Source organism: Enterobacter cloacae complex sp. IR53030 (genome assembly GCF_049238365.1).
Classification (GTDB): domain Bacteria; phylum Pseudomonadota; class Gammaproteobacteria; order Enterobacterales; family Enterobacteriaceae; genus Enterobacter; species Enterobacter kobei.
This window is the reverse complement of record NZ_JBMKHA010000004.1, coordinates 213,654-231,919: the sequence shown is the minus strand read 5'-3', so window position 1 is coordinate 231,919 and position 18,266 is coordinate 213,654. Positions and strand designations below refer to the sequence as shown.

The 18,266-nt window shown below is 54.2% G+C and carries 14 protein-coding genes; 11 read left to right on the top strand and 3 right to left on the bottom strand.

The annotated features are described in order from the left end of the window. Nucleotides 1–113: 113 nt before the first annotated feature. The 8 genes from rplM to ACOTXR_RS06380 all read left to right on the top strand — a co-directional run bounded on the left by rplM (nt 114) and on the right by ACOTXR_RS06380 (nt 7,341). Nucleotides 114–542 carry a 50S ribosomal protein L13 gene (rplM, locus tag ACOTXR_RS06415; RefSeq protein WP_003860434.1) on the top strand — a complete coding sequence of 143 codons (429 nt, stop codon included), beginning with the start codon at nt 114–116 and terminating at the stop codon, nt 540–542. 15 nt (nt 543–557) lie between these two features. After that, nucleotides 558–950 carry a 30S ribosomal protein S9 gene (gene rpsI, locus ACOTXR_RS06410; RefSeq protein WP_003860436.1) on the top strand — a complete coding sequence of 131 codons (393 nt, stop codon included), beginning with the start codon at nt 558–560 and terminating at the stop codon, nt 948–950. Nucleotides 951–1,258: 308 nt separating this feature from the next. Beyond that, nucleotides 1,259–1,897, top strand: coding sequence for a stringent starvation protein SspA (gene sspA, locus ACOTXR_RS06405; protein ID WP_014885418.1), 639 nt, complete (start codon nt 1,259–1,261; stop codon nt 1,895–1,897). Between the two features lie 5 nt (nt 1,898–1,902). Continuing rightward, the gene (gene sspB / locus ACOTXR_RS06400) at nt 1,903–2,397 is read left to right on the top strand and encodes a ClpXP protease specificity-enhancing factor (protein ID WP_014885417.1); all 495 of its coding nucleotides are present in this window, start codon (nt 1,903–1,905) and stop codon (nt 2,395–2,397) included. Nucleotides 2,398–2,850: 453 nt separating this feature from the next. After that, nucleotides 2,851–3,534, top strand: a complete 684-nt coding sequence (locus ACOTXR_RS06395; RefSeq protein ID WP_045134758.1) for a DUF1120 domain-containing protein — start codon at nt 2,851–2,853, stop codon at nt 3,532–3,534. A 120-nt stretch (nt 3,535–3,654) separates the two neighbouring features. After that, nucleotides 3,655–4,359 (top strand): fimbria/pilus chaperone family protein, encoded by a 705-nt coding sequence (locus ACOTXR_RS06390; RefSeq protein WP_014885415.1) that lies wholly within the window; start codon nt 3,655–3,657, stop codon nt 4,357–4,359. 4 nt (nt 4,360–4,363) lie between these two features. After that, the gene (locus ACOTXR_RS06385; RefSeq protein ID WP_078309665.1) at nt 4,364–6,784 is read left to right on the top strand and encodes a fimbrial biogenesis usher protein; all 2,421 of its coding nucleotides are present in this window, start codon (nt 4,364–4,366) and stop codon (nt 6,782–6,784) included. After that, nucleotides 6,781–7,341 carry a hypothetical protein gene (locus tag ACOTXR_RS06380; protein WP_032635417.1) on the top strand — a complete coding sequence of 187 codons (561 nt, stop codon included), beginning with the start codon at nt 6,781–6,783 and terminating at the stop codon, nt 7,339–7,341. Before ACOTXR_RS06385 ends, ACOTXR_RS06380 begins: the two co-directional genes overlap by 4 nt. A gap of 114 nt (nt 7,342–7,455) precedes the next feature. On the opposite strand, the gene gltD is transcribed toward ACOTXR_RS06380, so the two are convergent. Further along, on the bottom strand, nt 7,456–8,874 hold the full coding sequence (gene gltD, locus ACOTXR_RS06375) for a glutamate synthase subunit GltD (RefSeq protein ID WP_045134760.1): 1,419 nt from the start codon (nt 8,872–8,874) through the stop codon (nt 7,456–7,458). Nucleotides 8,875–8,883: 9 nt separating this feature from the next. Then, nucleotides 8,884–13,344: a glutamate synthase large subunit gene (gltB, locus tag ACOTXR_RS06370; protein ID WP_014885411.1), complete on the bottom strand. Its 4,461-nt coding sequence runs from the start codon at nt 13,342–13,344 to the stop codon at nt 8,884–8,886. Between the two features lie 71 nt (nt 13,345–13,415). Between gltB and ACOTXR_RS06365 the strand changes: the two genes are divergently transcribed. Beyond that, nucleotides 13,416–13,712, top strand: coding sequence for a hypothetical protein (locus tag ACOTXR_RS06365; protein WP_127341145.1), 297 nt, complete (start codon nt 13,416–13,418; stop codon nt 13,710–13,712). A 318-nt stretch (nt 13,713–14,030) separates the two neighbouring features. Then, a complete protein-coding gene (locus ACOTXR_RS06360) occupies nt 14,031–14,972 on the top strand; it encodes a TIGR01212 family radical SAM protein (RefSeq protein WP_139153105.1) in 942 nt (313 codons plus the stop codon). Here the strand turns inward: ACOTXR_RS06360 and ACOTXR_RS06355 are convergent. Then, nucleotides 14,952–16,454, bottom strand: a complete 1,503-nt coding sequence (locus ACOTXR_RS06355; protein WP_200923721.1) for a helicase HerA-like C-terminal domain-containing protein — start codon at nt 16,452–16,454, stop codon at nt 14,952–14,954. The genes ACOTXR_RS06360 and ACOTXR_RS06355 overlap by 21 nt on opposite strands. A gap of 137 nt (nt 16,455–16,591) precedes the next feature. Here ACOTXR_RS06355 and ACOTXR_RS06350 point away from each other — a divergent pair, with 137 nt between their 5' ends. Further along, nucleotides 16,592–18,232 carry a dihydroxyacetone kinase subunit DhaK gene (locus ACOTXR_RS06350; RefSeq protein ID WP_200923720.1) on the top strand — a complete coding sequence of 547 codons (1,641 nt, stop codon included), beginning with the start codon at nt 16,592–16,594 and terminating at the stop codon, nt 18,230–18,232. Nucleotides 18,233–18,266: the final 34 nt, after the last annotated feature.

Here is an 18,266-nt window from a genome sequence, read left to right as displayed (position 1 = left end):
TCGGCATGTGCTATTCGAAGGGGTAGGTTTGCCGGACTTTGTCGTGTGAACCTCAACTGACTAAACGTTTGGGTGTTCACCAACGTGTAACTTATTATTTGGGTAAGCTTTTAATGAAAACTTTTACAGCTAAACCAGAAACCGTACAGCGCGACTGGTATGTTGTTGACGCGACCGGTAAAACTCTGGGCCGTCTGGCTACTGAACTGGCTCGTCGCCTGCGCGGTAAGCATAAAGCGGAATACACTCCGCACGTTGATACCGGTGATTACATCATCGTTCTGAACGCTGATAAAGTTGCTGTAACCGGCAACAAGCGTACTGACAAAATGTACTACCACCACACCGGCCACATCGGTGGTATCAAAGAAGCGACCTTTGAAGAGATGATTGCTCGCCGTCCTGAGCGTGTGATTGAAATCGCGGTTAAAGGCATGCTGCCAAAAGGCCCGCTGGGTCGTGCTATGTTCCGTAAACTGAAAGTTTACGCAGGCAACGAGCACAACCACGCGGCACAGCAACCGCAAGTTCTTGACATCTAATCGGGATTATAGGCAATGGCTGAAAATCAATACTACGGCACTGGTCGCCGCAAAAGTTCCGCAGCTCGCGTTTTCATCAAACCGGGCAGTGGTAAAATCGTAATCAACCAGCGTTCTCTGGAACAATACTTCGGTCGCGAAACTGCCCGCATGGTAGTTCGCCAGCCGCTGGAACTGGTTGACATGGTAGAAAAACTGGATCTGTACATCACCGTTAAAGGTGGTGGTATCTCCGGTCAGGCAGGTGCGATCCGTCACGGTATCACCCGCGCTCTGATGGAGTACGACGAATCCCTGCGTTCTGAACTGCGTAAAGCTGGCTTCGTTACTCGTGACGCTCGTCAGGTTGAACGTAAGAAAGTGGGTCTGCGTAAAGCACGTCGTCGTCCACAGTTCTCCAAACGTTAATCCATTCTGCTTACGCAGAACGATTGGCGAAAAACCCGCTTCGGCGGGTTTTTTTATGGATAATGCGCAGGTTATCCACAATATCCATGCATATATCTTCTCTTTTTCCTCTTTTCCAGAATCCCCTCACCACAAAGCCATCAAAATCTGGTAAACTATCATCCAATTTTCTGCCCAAATGTCGGTGAATACTCGATTTTTGTTCGATTCCTGAACAATGTGTCTTCTCTGGGATGGGCGATACAACATCTGGCTGGCCCCTGTTGGGCCGGTAGCAGTAAAAATTCTGAATATACCTGGAGGTTTTCATGGCTGTCGCTGCCAACAAACGTTCGGTAATGACGCTGTTTTCTGGTCCTACTGACATTTATAGCCATCAGGTTCGTATCGTGCTGGCCGAGAAAGGTGTCAGTTTTGAGATCGAGCATGTGGAAAAGGATAACCCGCCTCAGGATCTGATCGATCTCAACCCGAGCCAAAGCGTACCGACGCTGGTGGATCGCGAGCTGACCCTGTGGGAATCCCGTATCATTATGGAATACCTGGATGAGCGTTTCCCGCATCCGCCGCTGATGCCTGTTTACCCTGTTGCGCGTGGTGAAAGCCGCCTGTACATGCAGCGTATCGAAAAAGACTGGTACTCGCTGATGAACGTCATCACCAGCGGTTCCGCTTCTGAAGCCGATGCAGCGCGTAAGCAACTGCGTGAAGAGCTGCTCGCCATTGCCCCTGTGTTTGGCCAAAAACCCTTCTTCCTGAGCGATGAGTTCAGCCTGGTGGATTGCTACCTGGCGCCGCTGCTGTGGCGTCTGCCAACCCTGGGCGTAGAGTTCAGCGGTCCTGGCGCGAAAGAGCTGAAGGGCTATATGACCCGCGTATTTGAGCGCGACTCTTTCCTGGCATCTTTAACTGAACCGGAACGTGAAATGCGTCTCGGCCGAGGCTAATGACTGTGGAAATGTCACAACTGACCCCACGCCGTCCGTATCTGCTGCGCGCCTTCTATGAATGGCTGCTGGATAACCAGCTCACGCCGCACCTGGTTGTGGATGTGACGTTGCCGGGCGTGCTGGTTCCAATGGAATATGCACGCGACGGACAAATCGTACTGAACATCGCGCCACGCGCGGTGGGTAACCTCGAACTGGCCAACGACGAAGTGCGCTTTAACGCGCGTTTCGGCGGTGTACCGCGTCAGGTTTCTGTGCCGCTGGCTGCGGTGCTGGCGATTTATGCGCGTGAAAACGGTGCAGGCACCATGTTTGAGCCGGAAGCGGCGTATGACGAAGACGCAATTCACGTCAATGACGATGAAGAAGCTGGCGCTGAAGGTGAAACGGTCATGTCGGTGATCGACGGCGATAAGCCCGACCATCACGACGACGACGATCCTGATGACACACCGCCGCCGCGCGGTGGTCGTCCAGCACTACGCGTAGTGAAATAAATCCGCTTGCGGCCTGTTTATTAAAAGCCAGTGATATCACTGGCTTTTTTTTATTCTTATTTCAAATAATCGTGACGATAGGTATAAACAAGCATTGTTTATACCTCTTGATTCTTCATCACTTGGTTAATAATTAAATGGATTTATAATTCCTGTGAATTATTGTGATTTAAGCCAATATCAAAACAGTGATAAAAGTAAAGGTAAATTTTGGGTAATATTATTTTTTTGATGTTAATCTCCTTTTTAAACGAGTAATTCCTTAATAAATTAAGGAAATAATCATTTTTTTGATATTCTTAATATCAAAATTAATTTTGCTAAATTGCATGTATTTATAAAAATAATATTATGGGCGCATGCTGACAAGCATGACTACAATCAGTAATCGGTAAAGGCATTTACCATTACGTGATTTAATATTGCAATTTCTCGTATGTTAAGGATTAACAAGTGAAAAAAGTATTACTCGCTACCGCCCTTTCTCTGTGTGTAACATCAGCATTTGCTGCTAACCCTACCGCTGTTCTGAAGGTTAAGGGTACGCTGACAAATGCAGCATGTACGCCAACATTAAGTAATGGTGGTACCGTTGACTACGGTAGAATTAATCTGGGCAATTTGAGTGCTACAGCGGTTAACCAGCTGGGTCAGAAAAATATCGACCTGACCATTAATTGCACCGCGGCAACGAAAGTCTCCTGGAACATGGTTGACGATCGCAAAGATTCAAACGCGAAACTTGAAGTTGAGAAGGGCATGTTTGGTGGGGATTCTCAGACTTCTGAAAGCCAGCTTTATGGTGTCGGTAAAACTGCAGGTGCAACACCAGTAAGCATCGGTTCTTATTCAATGTTTGTTAAAACTGACAGCGTAGTGGCTGATGGTGCTACTGTTGATCCAATTTACCAGCAGGGCTCTGCGGGTGAATGGACTAAGAGCATCAACGGTTCTACTCAGGGCGACAATTATCGTGATTTCACCGTTGCGACTGTTGGCTCTTTGGCTCCTCTGGCGTTCGAAACTGCAACCTTCCCACTGGTAACCTCCCTGGCGATCCAGGATACCACCACGCTGGCGATCACTGATGACACCCAGCTTGACGGTCAGGTAACAATCAGTCTGCGTTATCTGTAAGACTTTTTAATCGAGTAAATGTTATTTAATTACCGGAGAGTAAATGCGCTGCATTTACTCTCTTTTTAACGGCGCGATAAACATGGACTGTTCTGTTGTTGCTTTCAAGGAGATATTATTATGCAAGGTTTAAAATCCACTTTAATTAATACACTTATTACTGCCACATTATTGTCTGCCAGTGTTGCTGTACATGCAGAAGGCATGGTGCCTGAAACCAGTCTGTTAATCATTGATGAAGCGACGCACAGTGGAACGATAAACGTCAAGAATACCGACTCGCACCCTTCACTTTTATATACGAATGTCGTTGATCTGCCGGATGATACCGGTCTTAAGCTTATTGCGACGCAGCCAGTGGTACGTCTTGAGCCAGGTCAGACGCAGCAGTTGCGCTTTATTCTTCAGAATAAACAACCGTTGGACGTTGAGCATTATAAACGCGTCACGTTCGACGGTATTCCACCTAAAAACGATGATAAAAAAATCAAGATCGGTATAAACATTCGCCAGGATATCCCCGTGCTTATTCGTCCGGCATCTCTGGGAGTGGTTACTGATGCCTGGAAGTTCCTTAAGTGGTCTTCAAACGGCGCGTCTGTCACCGTGAAAAACCCTAGCAAATATGTGGTCCGTCTTGGGCAGAACGTAATGCTGCTGCCTTCAGGTGTGAGTGCCACTCTGTCCAAAACCTACATTCTTCCTGGCGAAACGCTAACGGCTGATATGAAAAAGAAAGTCAGCGGTGACAGCAGCGTTAAGTTTTTCCCGGCCAGCCGCTATGGCGTTGAGGTACCGAGCTTTACATCGGAATTAAATAAATAGGGATATGACGGTGATTAAACAAAGCCGCCTTGCATTTTGTGTCCGCGCCATTCTTTGCGGCACATTACCTCTGGTATTACTTGATTCGACATCCGTCCTGGCGAGGGAAGTCACCTTCGATACGGGGATTATGCAAACGCTGGGGTTGAATACAGATCTCAACCATTACTTCGCTGAAGCACCGCGATTTTTACCCGGAACCCACTCCGTTTCGGTGAAGGTCAATGGGAAAGAGCGAGGAATGGCTGCAGTTCGTTTCAACAAAGATGGCGTGCTTTGCTTTGACAACGATCTCATGGAGTTTGCCGGGCTGATGCCTGTGCCAATAAAGTCTGATGAGGCGTGTCACGATATTCGTGATAACTATCCTAAAGCCATCATCAACGCTTTGCCTAACCAGGAAGCCGTTGAACTCTATCTGCCAGCTGAAGCGGTGAACAGTCTGTCAGCAGATATCAAAAACTTTCAGCATGGCGGAACGGCGGCGCTGCTGAACTATTCATTGTTCAGTACCCATAACGACTATGGTGACAACGACACTAGCCGCTACTCTCAGGCCAGCCTGGAAGCCGGATTCAACACGATGGACTGGGCGCTGCGCAGCCGTTATATCCTGACGGATGACAACGGTAGCCGAAATGCTGAAAGCATTTACACCTATGCAGAACATGTATTTGCCGCGCAGAAGATGACGATGCAGGTGGGTGAAATCAACGCCATGTCCAACGTGTTGAGCGGCGTGCCGATTACCGGCGTGCAGTTTATGCCGACCAGCGGCCTGGCGAAAACAAGCTCTGGCGTGAGTGTTTCCGGTATCGCCCAGTCTTCCCAGGCACGTGTAGAAGTCCGCCAGAACGGGCAGTTGGTCTTCAGTACCCTTGTGCCTGCTGGCCCCTTCACGCTGGATGACGTGCCCGTGGTTCGCAACAATGTGGATCTGGACGTCTCGGTGGTAGAGTCCGATGGTGCGACTAACCGGTTTATTGTCCCGGCGTCTCAGGTAAGGGCGCGCAACCTTTCACGCCCACAGGGGCTGACCCTTTCTGTAGGTCAGGTGCGCAGCATCGAAAGCGAATATAGCGATCCGCTGGTAATGAACATTTCTGACGGCTGGCGCATCTCACCGTGGATGAATCTCCTGGCTTCTGGTGCAGCTGCGGAAAACTACCAGGCAGCAGGCGGCAGAACAGAGTTCCTGATAAACGATGACTGGACTCTTTCAACGGGCGCAGCAGTCAGCAGTGCGAACTTTAGTGACAGCAGCAGCGGAGTAAAAACCGATCTGCAAAGTGATTATATCCTGAACGAGTATGTCGGTCTTTCAGGCAGTGCGACGCATTACAGCGGCGAGTACCGCGAAATGGCTGACGCAATGGATGACGATTATCAGGGATATGACAATACCTATTCTGGCAACGTTCGTTTCTCCTCCCTTCTGGCGGGGGTATTTAGCGCAGGGTTCAACTACAACCAGACCAATGGTGGTAGGGATGACTCACGTTATCTCCTGCTGTCCTGGGGCAAGACCTTTTCGTACGCGTCAGTGTCCATGAACTGGCAAAGTGCGGTCGGTAATGTCGATGACGATCAGGACAATGAGATGTTCTACGTCAACGTGAGCATCCCACTCGGTGGCAGTCAGTCGATCAGCTCCTATATGCGTAAACAGGGTGATAGCACCACCTATGGCGTGTCTAACAGCGGCTCGCTGGGAGACAATACGCACTATTACATCTCAGCCGATCGCGATCAGGATACCAAAGACAACAGCTTCAATGGCAACATCAACACTAACCTCCACTATACGCAGCTAAGCGTGGGGGGCGGAACCAGTGGTGATAATCAGCGGAACTACAGTGCGACATTGTCGGGCGGCGTGGCCATGCATAAAGAGGGCGTGACTTTCTCGCCGTATTCGATTCAGGATACCTTCGCGATTGCCAGACTGAGCGAGAAGAAGAGCGGCGTTGAAATTTCCACTCCGCAAGGCACCGTCTGGACCGATCCATGGGGCCAGGCCGTGGTGCCTTCTCTCAACGAATGGCATAACTCCCGCATAGAAATTGATGCTAACAAGCTGCCGCAGAGTATGACGCTGGCTAACGGCACGAAATATATCGCCGCAGGCCATGCTTCGGTCAGCGAGATTGATTTCAAAGTACTCAACAGCCGCCGCGTCATGCTGAGCGTAAAGCAGGCTAACGGTCAGCCCCTGAATAAAGGGATCTCGATTGTTGATGAGAAAGGTAACTATATCGTGACCACGGTTGATGATGGCCACGTCTTTATTAACGATGCCGATCAGCTAAGCGCCCTCTACGCGCTAGACGGTAACAATAACCGACTGTGTAAGATTGATTACACTCTGGCTGATAAGCGTGACGAAAATGCCTTCTACGAAGAAGTGAACGGAGTCTGCCGATGAACAGTCGACACTTATCGGGCTTAGTAGCCTTGCTGATGCTCGGTATGACAGGGGTAACCCATGCTGAAGACTGCCAGATCAGCCTCTCACAGCCGGTGGTGGATTATCACGAGATGCGTCGGGATACGATCGAAACGACGCAACAGGACTGGCACAAAATGGCCGATCGTGACATCACGGTCAACGTTTTCTGTCCTCAGACTCAGCAGATGGCGGTGTTACTGCGTGGTACAGCTGGAGATAAGGGGCGGTTTCTTTTTGGGCAGTCCGGTGGTGTCGCGGTCAAAATTGACAACATGACCGTCGATGGCAAAAGTTACAGTGTGGGTAAAACAGTTGATCAGCTAAATTTTACGCCTGAAAACGGTACGCCGACACCTCTCTACCTGCGTAATAACGAGGCGGTGATTGCGCTTGAGAATAACCAGGTTCCTTCCGGCCAGCAGATGAGTTTCAACGTAACGCTCTCACCGGTTCTCAACGATAGCGCGTTCAGCCATCTGACAGATCAAACTACGCTGGAAAGTGATTTGTCCTGGAGTTTATTGACGAAGTAACCCTTCTCTTCGCGGCACTCCTTAAAAGCGGAGCTGCATGCGGGGTAGGGTGATAATCAATGGCTGTAAACCGCATAAAAAAAGCCGGAGGGTAAATACCGTCCGGCTTTTTTCTTACACTTCCAGGTAGTTCATAATCCCGTCGGCCGCTTTACGCCCTTCGGCAATGGCTGTCACCACCAGGTCAGAACCGCGAACGATATCGCCACCCGCGAAGATTTTTGGGTTGCTGGTCTGGAAAGCGTTATCGCTGCCTTCAGGGGCGATAATACGACCCTGAGAGTCAAGCTCAACGCTGTGCTTCGCCAGCCACTCCATGCTGTGAGGACGGAAACCGAACGCCATCACCACGGCATCAGCCGGGATCACATGCTCAGAGCCTGCGACAATCTCTGCACGACGACGGCCTTTCGCATCCGGCGCACCCATCTCCGTGCGCGCCATCTTCACGCCGCTCACTTTGCCGTTAGCATTCACTTCAATACCCAGAGGCTGGATGTTGAACTGGAATTCCACGCCCTCTTCACGCGCGTTTTTCACTTCGCGTTTAGAGCCCGGCATGTTCTCTTCGTCACGGCGGTAGGCGCAGATGACGTGCGCCGCATTCTGACGAATAGAGGTACGCACGCAGTCCATCGCGGTATCACCGCCGCCCAGCACCACCACGCGTTTGCCTTCCATGCTGACGAACGGTTCGTCGGCGGTTTCGCCGTAGCCCATAATCTGCTTAGTATTGGCAATCAGGAACGGCAGGGCATCAAACACGCCCGGCGCGTCTTCGTTCTCCAGACCGCCGCGCATGGACTGATAGGTGCCCACGCCGAGGAACACCGCGTCGTAATCCTTCAGCAGATCGTCGAGCTGCACGTCGCGGCCCACTTCCACATTCAGTTTGAACTCAATGCCCATGCCGGTGAAGATTTCACGGCGACGGGTCATGACCTCTTTTTCCAGCTTGAAGGCCGGAATACCAAAGGTCAGCAGACCACCGATTTCCGGATGACGGTCAAAGACCACCGCCTTCACGCCGTTGCGGGTCAGCACGTCCGCACAGGCCAGGCCCGCCGGGCCCGCACCGATGATCGCCACGCGCTTATCGGTTTGCTTCACGCCGGTCATATCCGGACGCCAGCCCATCTCGAACGCTTTATCATTGATGTAGCGCTCAATGTTACCGATGGTCACCGCACCAAACTCGTCGTTCAGGGTACAGGAACCTTCACACAGGCGGTCCTGAGGACATACGCGGCCGCACACTTCCGGCAGGGTGTTGGTCTGGTGTGAGAGTTCGGCGGCTTCAAAAATACGCCCTTCGTTGGCCAGCTTCAGCCAGTTCGGGATGTAGTTATGGACCGGGCATTTCCATTCGCAATAAGGGTTACCGCAGGACAGGCAGCGGTCTGCCTGCGCTTTGGCCTGGCCTTCTGAAAACGGCTCGTAAATCTCAACAAATTCAATTTTACGGATCTTCAGCGGTTTCTTTGGCGGATCAACACGCTGCAGGTCGATAAACTGGTATACGTTCTGGCTCATCTGAATTCCTTACTGCGCCTGCACGCGCAGCTCTGCTGCGCTACGACTACGGTGACCCAACAGGGCTTTAACATCGCTGGACTTCGGTTTAACCAGCGCAAATTTCGCTGAGAACGCCGGCCAGTTCGCCAGGATCTCTTCGCCGCGCGAAGAACCGGTATGCTGCACGTGTTCGGTAATCAAACCGCGCAGGTGTTCTTCATGGATAGCCAGCGTATCAACGTCCAGCACTTCCACCAGTTCCGGGTTCACGCGTTTGCGGAACTCACCGTCTTCATCCAGGACGTAGGCAAAACCGCCCGTCATGCCTGCGCCAAAGTTCACGCCGGTTTTACCCAGAACGCAAACAATCCCGCCCGTCATGTATTCACAACCGTTATCGCCAATGCCTTCCACCACGGTGATGGCACCGGAGTTACGCACCGCAAAACGCTCACCCGCACGGCCCGCGGCGAACAGACGACCGCCGGTCGCGCCGTACAGACAGGTGTTACCGATGATGCTCGCTTCGTGGCTGCGGAAGGCAGAGCCGACCGGAGGGCGCACTGCCAGCAGACCACCCGCCATGCCTTTACCGACGTAGTCGTTGGCGTCACCGGTCAGGTACAGCTCAACGCCGCCTGCGTTCCACACCCCGAAGCTCTGACCCGCAGTGCCGCTGAAGTGCGCGGTAATCGGATCCGCTGCCAGCCCCTGGTCACCGTGCGTTTGCGCGATATAACCGGAGAGCGACGCGCCTACAGAACGGTCGGTGTTGCGGATATCAAACCAGAACGTCTTGCTCTGCTTCTCGTCCACATACGGTTTCGCCTGCTGCAACAGCTGCGCATTCAACACGCCATTGTCAAACGGTGGGTTGTTCTCGGTGCAGTACACCGCTTTGCCAGGGTGTGGCTGTGCGGTTTCCAGCAGCTTGCTCAACTCCAGCTTCTGCTGCTTCGCCGTGAAGCCTTCCAGCTCTTTCAGCAGGTCGGTACGGCCAATCAGATCCACCAGACGCTTCACGCCCAGCTGCGCCATCAGCTCGCGGGTTTCCCGGGCGATGAAGTCAAAGTAGTTGGTCACTTTGAACGGCAGCCCGTGATAGTGGTTCTTACGCAGCTTCTCATCCTGGGTCGCCACACCGGTTGCACAGTTGTTCAGGTGGCAAATACGCAGGTATTTACAGCCGAGCGCCACCATTGGGCCTGTACCGAAGCCGAAGCTTTCCGCACCGAGGATCGCGGCTTTGATGATGTCGAGGCCAGTTTTCAGGCCGCCGTCCACCTGAAGACGGATCTTATGACGCAGACCGTTCGCCACCAGCGCCTGCTGGGTTTCCACCAGTCCCAGCTCCCACGGGCAGCCCGCGTATTTCACGGAGGAGAGCGGGCTTGCACCGGTACCGCCGTCGTAGCCGGCGATGGTAATGAGATCCGCATAAGCTTTCGCCACGCCGGTGGCGATGGTGCCCACGCCCGGTTCGGAAACCAGCTTCACGGAGATCATCGCTTTCGGGTTGACCTGTTTCAGGTCGAAAATCAGCTGCGCTAAGTCCTCGATAGAGTAGATATCGTGGTGCGGTGGCGGGGAGATCAGCGTCACGCCCGGCACCGAGTAGCGTAGTTTGGCGATGTACGGGGTAACTTTATCCCCCGGCAGCTGACCGCCTTCGCCCGGTTTCGCACCCTGAGCGACTTTAATCTGAATCACGTCGGCGTTGACCAGGTACGCAGGCGTCACGCCAAAACGACCGGATGCTACCTGCTTGATACGGGACACTTTATTGGTGCCGTAACGCGCCGGATCTTCACCGCCTTCACCGGAGTTGGAGTTACCGCCGATGCTGTTCATGGCTTCGGCCAGCGCCTCGTGGGCTTCCGGGCTCAGTGCGCCGATGGACATTGCTGCGGTGTCGAAGCGTTTGAACAGCTCGGAAGCAGGCTCAACGTCGTCAATGCTGACCGCTTCATCACCCGGATTCAGGGCAATGAGATCGCGCAGCGTCGCCGCCGGACGGTTGTTCACCAGCTCAGCATACTGCTGATAATCGCTGTATTCACCGCTCTGCACCGCCTGCTGCAGCGTGCGCACAACGTCCGGGTTATAGGCGTGGTATTCACCACCGTGAACGTATTTCAGCAGACCGCCCTGATCCAGCGGCTTACGTGCCAGCCAGGCACGTTTGGACAGGTTCACCAGATCCTGCTGGAAGTCAGCAAAACCGGCTCCACCGATACGGCTAACCACGCCCTGGAAGCAGAGATTTGCCACGTCATCATGCAGGCCGACCGCTTCAAAGAGCTTCGAACAGCGATAAGAGGCAATGGTCGAGATGCCCATTTTGGACATGATCTTGTACAGGCCTTTGTTGATGCCGTTACGGTAGTTCAGCATCACAGTACGGTAATCTTTGTCGATCGCGCGGGTATCCACCAGACGGGCCAGCGTTTCGTAGGCCAGGTACGGGTAGATCGCCGTCGCGCCAAAGCCTAACAGCACGGCAAAGTGGTGCGGGTCGCGGGCGCTGGCGGTTTCAACAATGATGTTGGCATCGCAGCGCAGGCTCTTATCTACCAGACGCGTCTGGATAGCACCCACCGCCATTGGCGCAGGCACCGGCAGACGGTTTTTCGCGATATTGCGGTCAGACAGCACCAGCAGAACGGTACCGTTACGCACCATCTGTTCGGCTTTGTCACACAGCGCATTCACCGTCTCTTCGAGGCTCGCGTCGTTCACGTCAAACGTAATGTCGAGCGTGTCGGCGCGGTAGTGCTCCTCGGTCATGGTGGTGAGCTGTTTGAAGTCGGAGTACAGCAGGATCGGCGATTTAAAGGTCAGACGGTGCGCCTGGCCTTCGGCTTCGCAGAAGACGTTCATCTCGCGACCGATGCTGGTGGCCAGGGACATCACGTGGGCTTCACGCAGCGGATCGATTGGCGGGTTAGTAACCTGCGCGAACTGCTGGCGGAAGTAGTCATAAATGATGCGTGGCTGGCTGGAGAGCACGGCAAATGGGGTATCGTCACCCATGGAGCCGACTGCTTCCTGGCCGTTTTCACCGAGCACACGGATAACCGAGTCCAGCTCTTCCGCGCTGTAGTTAAACTGTTTCTGGAAACTTGCGAGCGTATCGTCGTCCAGCTCGCGGCTGCCCACTTCTTCGTCCGACAAATCTTCAAACGGCACCAGACGACGCACGTTCTTCTCCATCCACTCTTTGTATGGATGACGGCTCTTCAGATCGTGATCGGTTTCGGCAGAGTGCAGGATGCGCCCACCGCGGGTGTCAATAACCATCAGCTCGCCCGGACCGACGCGGCCTTTCTCGACCACTTCATCAGGCTGGTAATCCCAGATACCGACTTCAGAGGCACAGGTGATGAGCTTGTCTTTTGTGATGACGTATCGCGCCGGACGCAGACCGTTACGGTCCAGGTTGCAGGCGGCAAAACGACCGTCGGACATAACGATGCCCGCCGGGCCGTCCCACGGCTCCATGTGCATGGAGTTAAAGTCGAAGAAGGCGCGCAGCTCAGGGTCCATATCCGGGTTGTTCTGCCATGCCGGTGGCACCAGCAGACGCATGGCGCGCACGATGTCCATCCCGCCCGCCAGCAGCAGCTCCAGCATGTTGTCCATGGAGCTTGAGTCCGAGCCAGTTTCATTCACGAACGGCGCAGCGTCGTGCAGGTCAGGGATCAGTGGCGTCTGGAACTTATAAGTACGGGCGCGAGCCCACTGGCGGTTACCGGTGATGGTGTTGATCTCGCCGTTGTGCGCCAGATAGCGGAACGGCTGCGCCAGCGGCCAGCGTGGAACAGTGTTGGTGGAGAAGCGCTGGTGGAACAGGCAAATGGCCGATTCCAGACGCAGGTCCGCCAGGTCCAGGTAAAAGCGCGGCAGGTCAGCCGGCATACACAGACCTTTATAGATGTTGACCAGGTTCGAGAGGCTACAGACGTAGAACTCTTTATCGTCCTGGAGGCGTTTTTCAATGCGGCGACGGGCGATAAACAGGCGGCGTTCCATATCGCGTGGACGCCAGCCCGCAGGCGCGTTAACAAAAATCTGCTCAATACGAGGCAGTGAGGAGAGGGCGATTTCACCGAGCACCCCTTCGTTGGTTGGCACATCGCGCCAGCCGACAATCGACAGGGTTTCACGTTGAAGTTCTTCTTCAACGATGCGGCGTGAAGCGGCAGCCTTTTCAGGATCCTGGTTCAGGAACAGCATACCGACAGCGTAGTTTTTGGCTAAACGCCAGCCGCGCTCTTCCGCAACGATACGGAAGAAACGATCCGGTTTTTGCAGCAGCAGTCCACAACCGTCGCCGGTTTTACCATCAGCAAGGATGGCGCCACGGTGCTGCATACGGGCCAGTGCGTGAATAGCGGTACGCACTACCTTGTGGCTAGGTTCGCCTTCTATGTGGGCGATCAGGCCGAAACCACAGTTATCCTTCTCAAGGGATTTATCGTACAACATATCAGTGAACCTCCCCAGGCTCGTCGGGCTTCTCTCTGAACTTTACCGTGGCGCACAGGCGCAGAAAGAGCATGGCGACGGGGTTTGCGCTTCATACGCGTACCTCGCATTCGCCCTCTTTTCATCCTTTCGCGCAGGTAAACAAGTTTGAGGACTTGCTTCAGAGGGAATCTCAATTACTGCATAAATATGATGAGCAGGCCGCTCATCCAGAAAGCTTCCAGCGGATTTCCAACTTATCGGGAATTGGTACACAGGTCAAATGGCAATCTTATTTATCCAAAAATGTGCTAAAGAGTGCCTATGTATTTGTAAATAAAGGGTATTTAACTATTTTTACATTGATTAAAAGCCCTTGTAGACCGTAACGGAGTGTGATCTGTCTCACTATATGTAAGCGGTATTATCAACGTAGCGTGCTGAATAGTGGTTTTAACGCAGAACAATAATCTGGCATGGGTTATAAACCCGCATAAAGTCACTGTTTTTCAGTGCTGGCGCTATAAATGAAAAAAACAATCAGAACATAAGGAAAAGTAATCACAGGTGGTGTGAATGAAACTGCAGTAATCTTGAGTATTTATTCATATAGATAAAGGCCGTCCTGGGCGATTGATCCAGGTCATCGCCGACAGAGGCTAAAAATGGCAGGCTTGTCCCCTTTCTTCGGGACGGTCTATCAGATTATGCAGTTACAGAAATTAGTCAATATGTTTGGTGGGGATCTTTTGCAGCGCTACGGGCAAAAGGTTCACAAGCTGACGCTGCACGGCGGTTTTAGCTGTCCGAATCGCGATGGCACCATCGGGCGCGGTGGCTGCACTTTCTGTAACGTGGCCTCCTTTGCTGACGAAGCTCAGCAGCATAAATCTATTGCAGAGCAGCTCGCACATCAGGCCAGCCGGGTTAACCGCGCAAAGCAGTATCTGGCCTATTTCCAGGCGTACACCAGTACCTGGGCGGAAGTGCAGGTGCTGCGGTCCATGTATCAGCAGGCAGTCACGCAGGCGAACATTGTGGGGTTGTGCGTCGGTACGCGTCCGGACTGTGTGCCGGAGGCGGTGCTGGACTTGCTCAGCGAGTATAAGGAGCAAGGCTACGAGATCTGGCTGGAGCTGGGCCTGCAGACCGCACATGACAATACCCTGCACCGCATTAACCGTGGCCATGATTTCGCCTGCTACCAGCGAACTACGCGCCTCGCCCGCGCGCGTGGGCTGAAGGTCTGTTCGCACCTGATTGTTGGTCTCCCTGGCGAAGGGCAGCAGCACGGCCTGGAGACGCTGGAAAAAGTCGTTGAGACCGGCGTGGACGGTATCAAGCTGCATCCGCTACACATCGTTACGGGAAGCATTATGGCGAAAGCCTGGCAAGCGGGGCGGTTAAGCGGTATTGAGCTTGAGGACTATACGGTGACCGCGGGGGAGATGATTCGCCACACGCCGCCGGAGATTGTTTACCATCGCATCTCGGCCAGCGCCCGCCGTCCAACGCTTCTGGCACCGCTCTGGTGTGAGAACCGCTGGACGGGGATGGTGGAAATTGACCGCTATCTGCAGCAAAACGGCGTACAGGGTTCGGCGCTGGGGCGCCCGTGGGTTCCCCGTCTACCGGCGACGGCCGCCTAACAAACTCCCCAGCATGCCGCGTACAATCTGATTGGTGACCTGCCGCGCCGCGCTTTTCGCCATGGTTTGCACCACGCCGTCGCGTTTGCCGCCGCGCGGACCGGTGCTGCCAAACAGAATGTCTTTGAGTCCACCGAGAATGCCATCATCTACGGCGACGGACTGCCCTTTTGCGGCAGGAGCATCCTGGGACTCCGTTGTTGCCTGCACGCCTTTTTGCAGCATCTCAAACGCGGACTCGCGATCCACCTCGTCTTCGTACTTACCGTAAACCGGAGAATGGTTAATCAGGCCGTTACGTTCATCATCAGTGACGGGCCCCATACGCGAGCAGGGCGCAATCACCATCGCACGTTCCACGATGGATGGGCTGCCCTTCGCATCAAGGAACGATATCAGCGCTTCACCGGTGCCCAGCGCCTGAATGGCGGCTTCGGTATCAAAGGCTGGATTCGCACGCATGGTTTGCGCGGCGGCTTTCACCGCTTTCTGATCCTTTGGCGTGAAGGCGCGCAGGGCATGCTGGACGCGGTTGCCGAGCTGCCCGAGCACGTTATCGGGGATATCCGACGGATTTTGCAAGACAAACCAGACGCCGACGCCTTTGGAACGGATGAGGCGGATGACCTGTTCAATCTTATCCAGCAAGACCTGTGGGGCGTCGTTGAACAGCAGGTGCGCTTCGTCAAAGAAGAACACCAGCTTCGGTTTTTCCAGGTCACCCGCTTCGGGCAGCTGTTCATAAAGCTCGGAGAGCATCCACAGCAGGCTGGCGGCGTAGAGTTTCGGCATCTGGTAGAGCTTCTCTGAGCTCAGAATGTTGATGATGCCTTTTCCACTGCTGTCGGTGCGCATCCAGTCTTTGATATCCAGCATCGGTTCACCAAAGAAGTGTTCGGCACCCTGTTGTTCCAGAGTCAGTAACCCGCGTTGAATCGCGCCGACAGAAGCGCTGCTGATATTGCCGTACTGGTTCTGGAAAGATTTAGCGTTATCCCCGATGTACTGGGTAATGGCCCGCAGATCTTTGAAATCGAGCAGCAGCAGTCCCTGGTCATCGGCGATGCGGAAGATTATATTCAGTACCCCGGACTGGACATCGTTAAGGTTAAGCAGACGGGCGAGCAGCAGCGGGCCGAGGTCGGAGACGGTGGCGCGGACCGGGTGGCCTTTCTCACCGAAGATATCCCATACCACCACCGGGTTGCCATGCGGCGTCCAGTCCGTGATGCCAATATTCTTCAGCCGCTCAAGCAATTTTTCAGAGGCGATACCCTCCTGAGCCACACCGGTTAAATCGCCTTTCACGTCAGCCATAAAGACCGGCACGCCAATCTCTGAAAGCGACTCCGCCAGCTTCTGCAGGGTGACGGTTTTCCCCGTCCCGGTCGCGCCGGTGATCAGGCCGTGGCGGTTCGCCATCGCGGGCAGCAGATACAGCTCTTTTTCCAGCGTCCGGGCAATTAACAATGGTGTACTCATAATGCGCTTCCTCTCTTAGTCCTGGGTGGAGTATAGGCAACCTGACGGCAAAATGGCTGAGTAAATTGCTGACTTTGCGGCGCATTATCCAGCGCGGACTATGCTTTTGCATACGGTTAACAAAATAGTGGGAAACTATGTCCAGATTCTTCTTTAACGATCGCAAACAGCTGGTCAACGATGCCATTGAAGGCATACTGCTTTCTGCGCCACACGCGAATCTCGTCAAACTCGATATTGATCCTGCCATCAGGATTGTCGCGCGCGGTGACTGGGACAAAAGCCGCGTGGCGTTGATCTCCGGCGGCGGCTCTGGCCACGAGCCCGCGCATGCCGGGTTTGTCGGCAAAGGCATGCTGACGGCTGCCGTCTGCGGCGATCTGTTTGCCTCGCCGAGCGTGGATGCGGTGCTGAATGCCATTGTCGCGGTCACGGGCGATCGCGGCTGCCTGCTGATTGTCAAAAATTACACCGGCGATCGGCTGAACTTCGGTCTGGCGGCCGAGAAGGCCAAACGTTACGGGTTGAAGGTCGAAATGGTGATTGTGGCGGACGATATCGCGCTGCCCGACAACAAACAGCCGCGCGGTATTGCCGGTACGGCGCTGGTGCATAAGATTGCGGGCTATGCGGCGGAGCAGGGGAAATCGTTGAGTGAAGTGCGGGATATTGCGCAACAGGCCTGCGATAACCTCTGGAGTCTGGGCGTGGCGATGCAAACCTGCAACCTGCCGGGCAGTGACGATGAAGAGGGACGCATTAAGCAGGGTCATGTCGAGCTGGGGCTGGGGATCCACGGTGAGCCGGGCGCTTCCGTTGTCGACACACAAAACAGCAAAGCGATTATCGACACGCTGGTGACCCCGCTGAAAGCGCAGGCGGGTGAAGGGCGCTTTGCGGTGCTGATTAACAATCTTGGTGGCGTATCGGCGCTGGAAATGGCGTTACTGACCAAAGAGCTGGCGCACTCGGCGCTGAAAGAGAGTATTGCTTATCTTATTGGCCCGGCCCCGCTGGTAAGCGCCCTGGATATGAAGGGTTTTTCGCTGACGCTGCTGAGGCTCAACGATCTGTTCGAAAAAGCGCTTCATGAAGAGGTGGAAACGCTCGGCTGGCAGAAACCCGTGGCGTTTGCGCCACTGCGTACCGTCGCACATAGCGCCATCCATGACCGCGTGGAATACACTCCGTCGGAAAACCCACAGGTCGAAAAGTCTGTCTCCTCGGTAGCCAGGACGCTGATCCAACTGGAAAATCGTCTGAACGCGCTGGATGCCAAAGTGGGCGACGGCGATACCGGCTCCACCTTTGCGCAAGGCGCGCGGGATATTGCGCAGCGTCTGGAGGAGCATGCGCTTCCGCTTGATGATGTCTCTAAGCTTCTGCTGCTGGTAGGGGAGCGGCTGGCAACGGTGATGGGCGGATCGAGTGGCGTACTGATGTCGATCTTCTTTACGGCAGCCGGGCAAAAGCTGCATGACGGAAAATCGCTTCCGGATGCGCTGCTGAGCGGGCTGGCGCAAATGAAGCAGTATGGCGGCGCGGATCTCGGCGATCGCACCCTGATCGATGCGCTCCAACCGGCGCTGGAGGCGTTGCAGAAAAATGATCTTCAGGCAGCGGCGCAGGCAGCACAGCTGGGGGCAGAAGCAACGGCAAAAATGGAGAAGGCAGGAGCTGGGCGCTCGTCGTATGTGAACAAAGAGAACCTGGATGGCGTGATGGATCCGGGGGCGGTTGCGGTGGCAGAAGTATTTAACGTATTGGCACAGCGGTAAAAGTAGGCCGGGTAAGGCGAAGCCGCCACCCGGC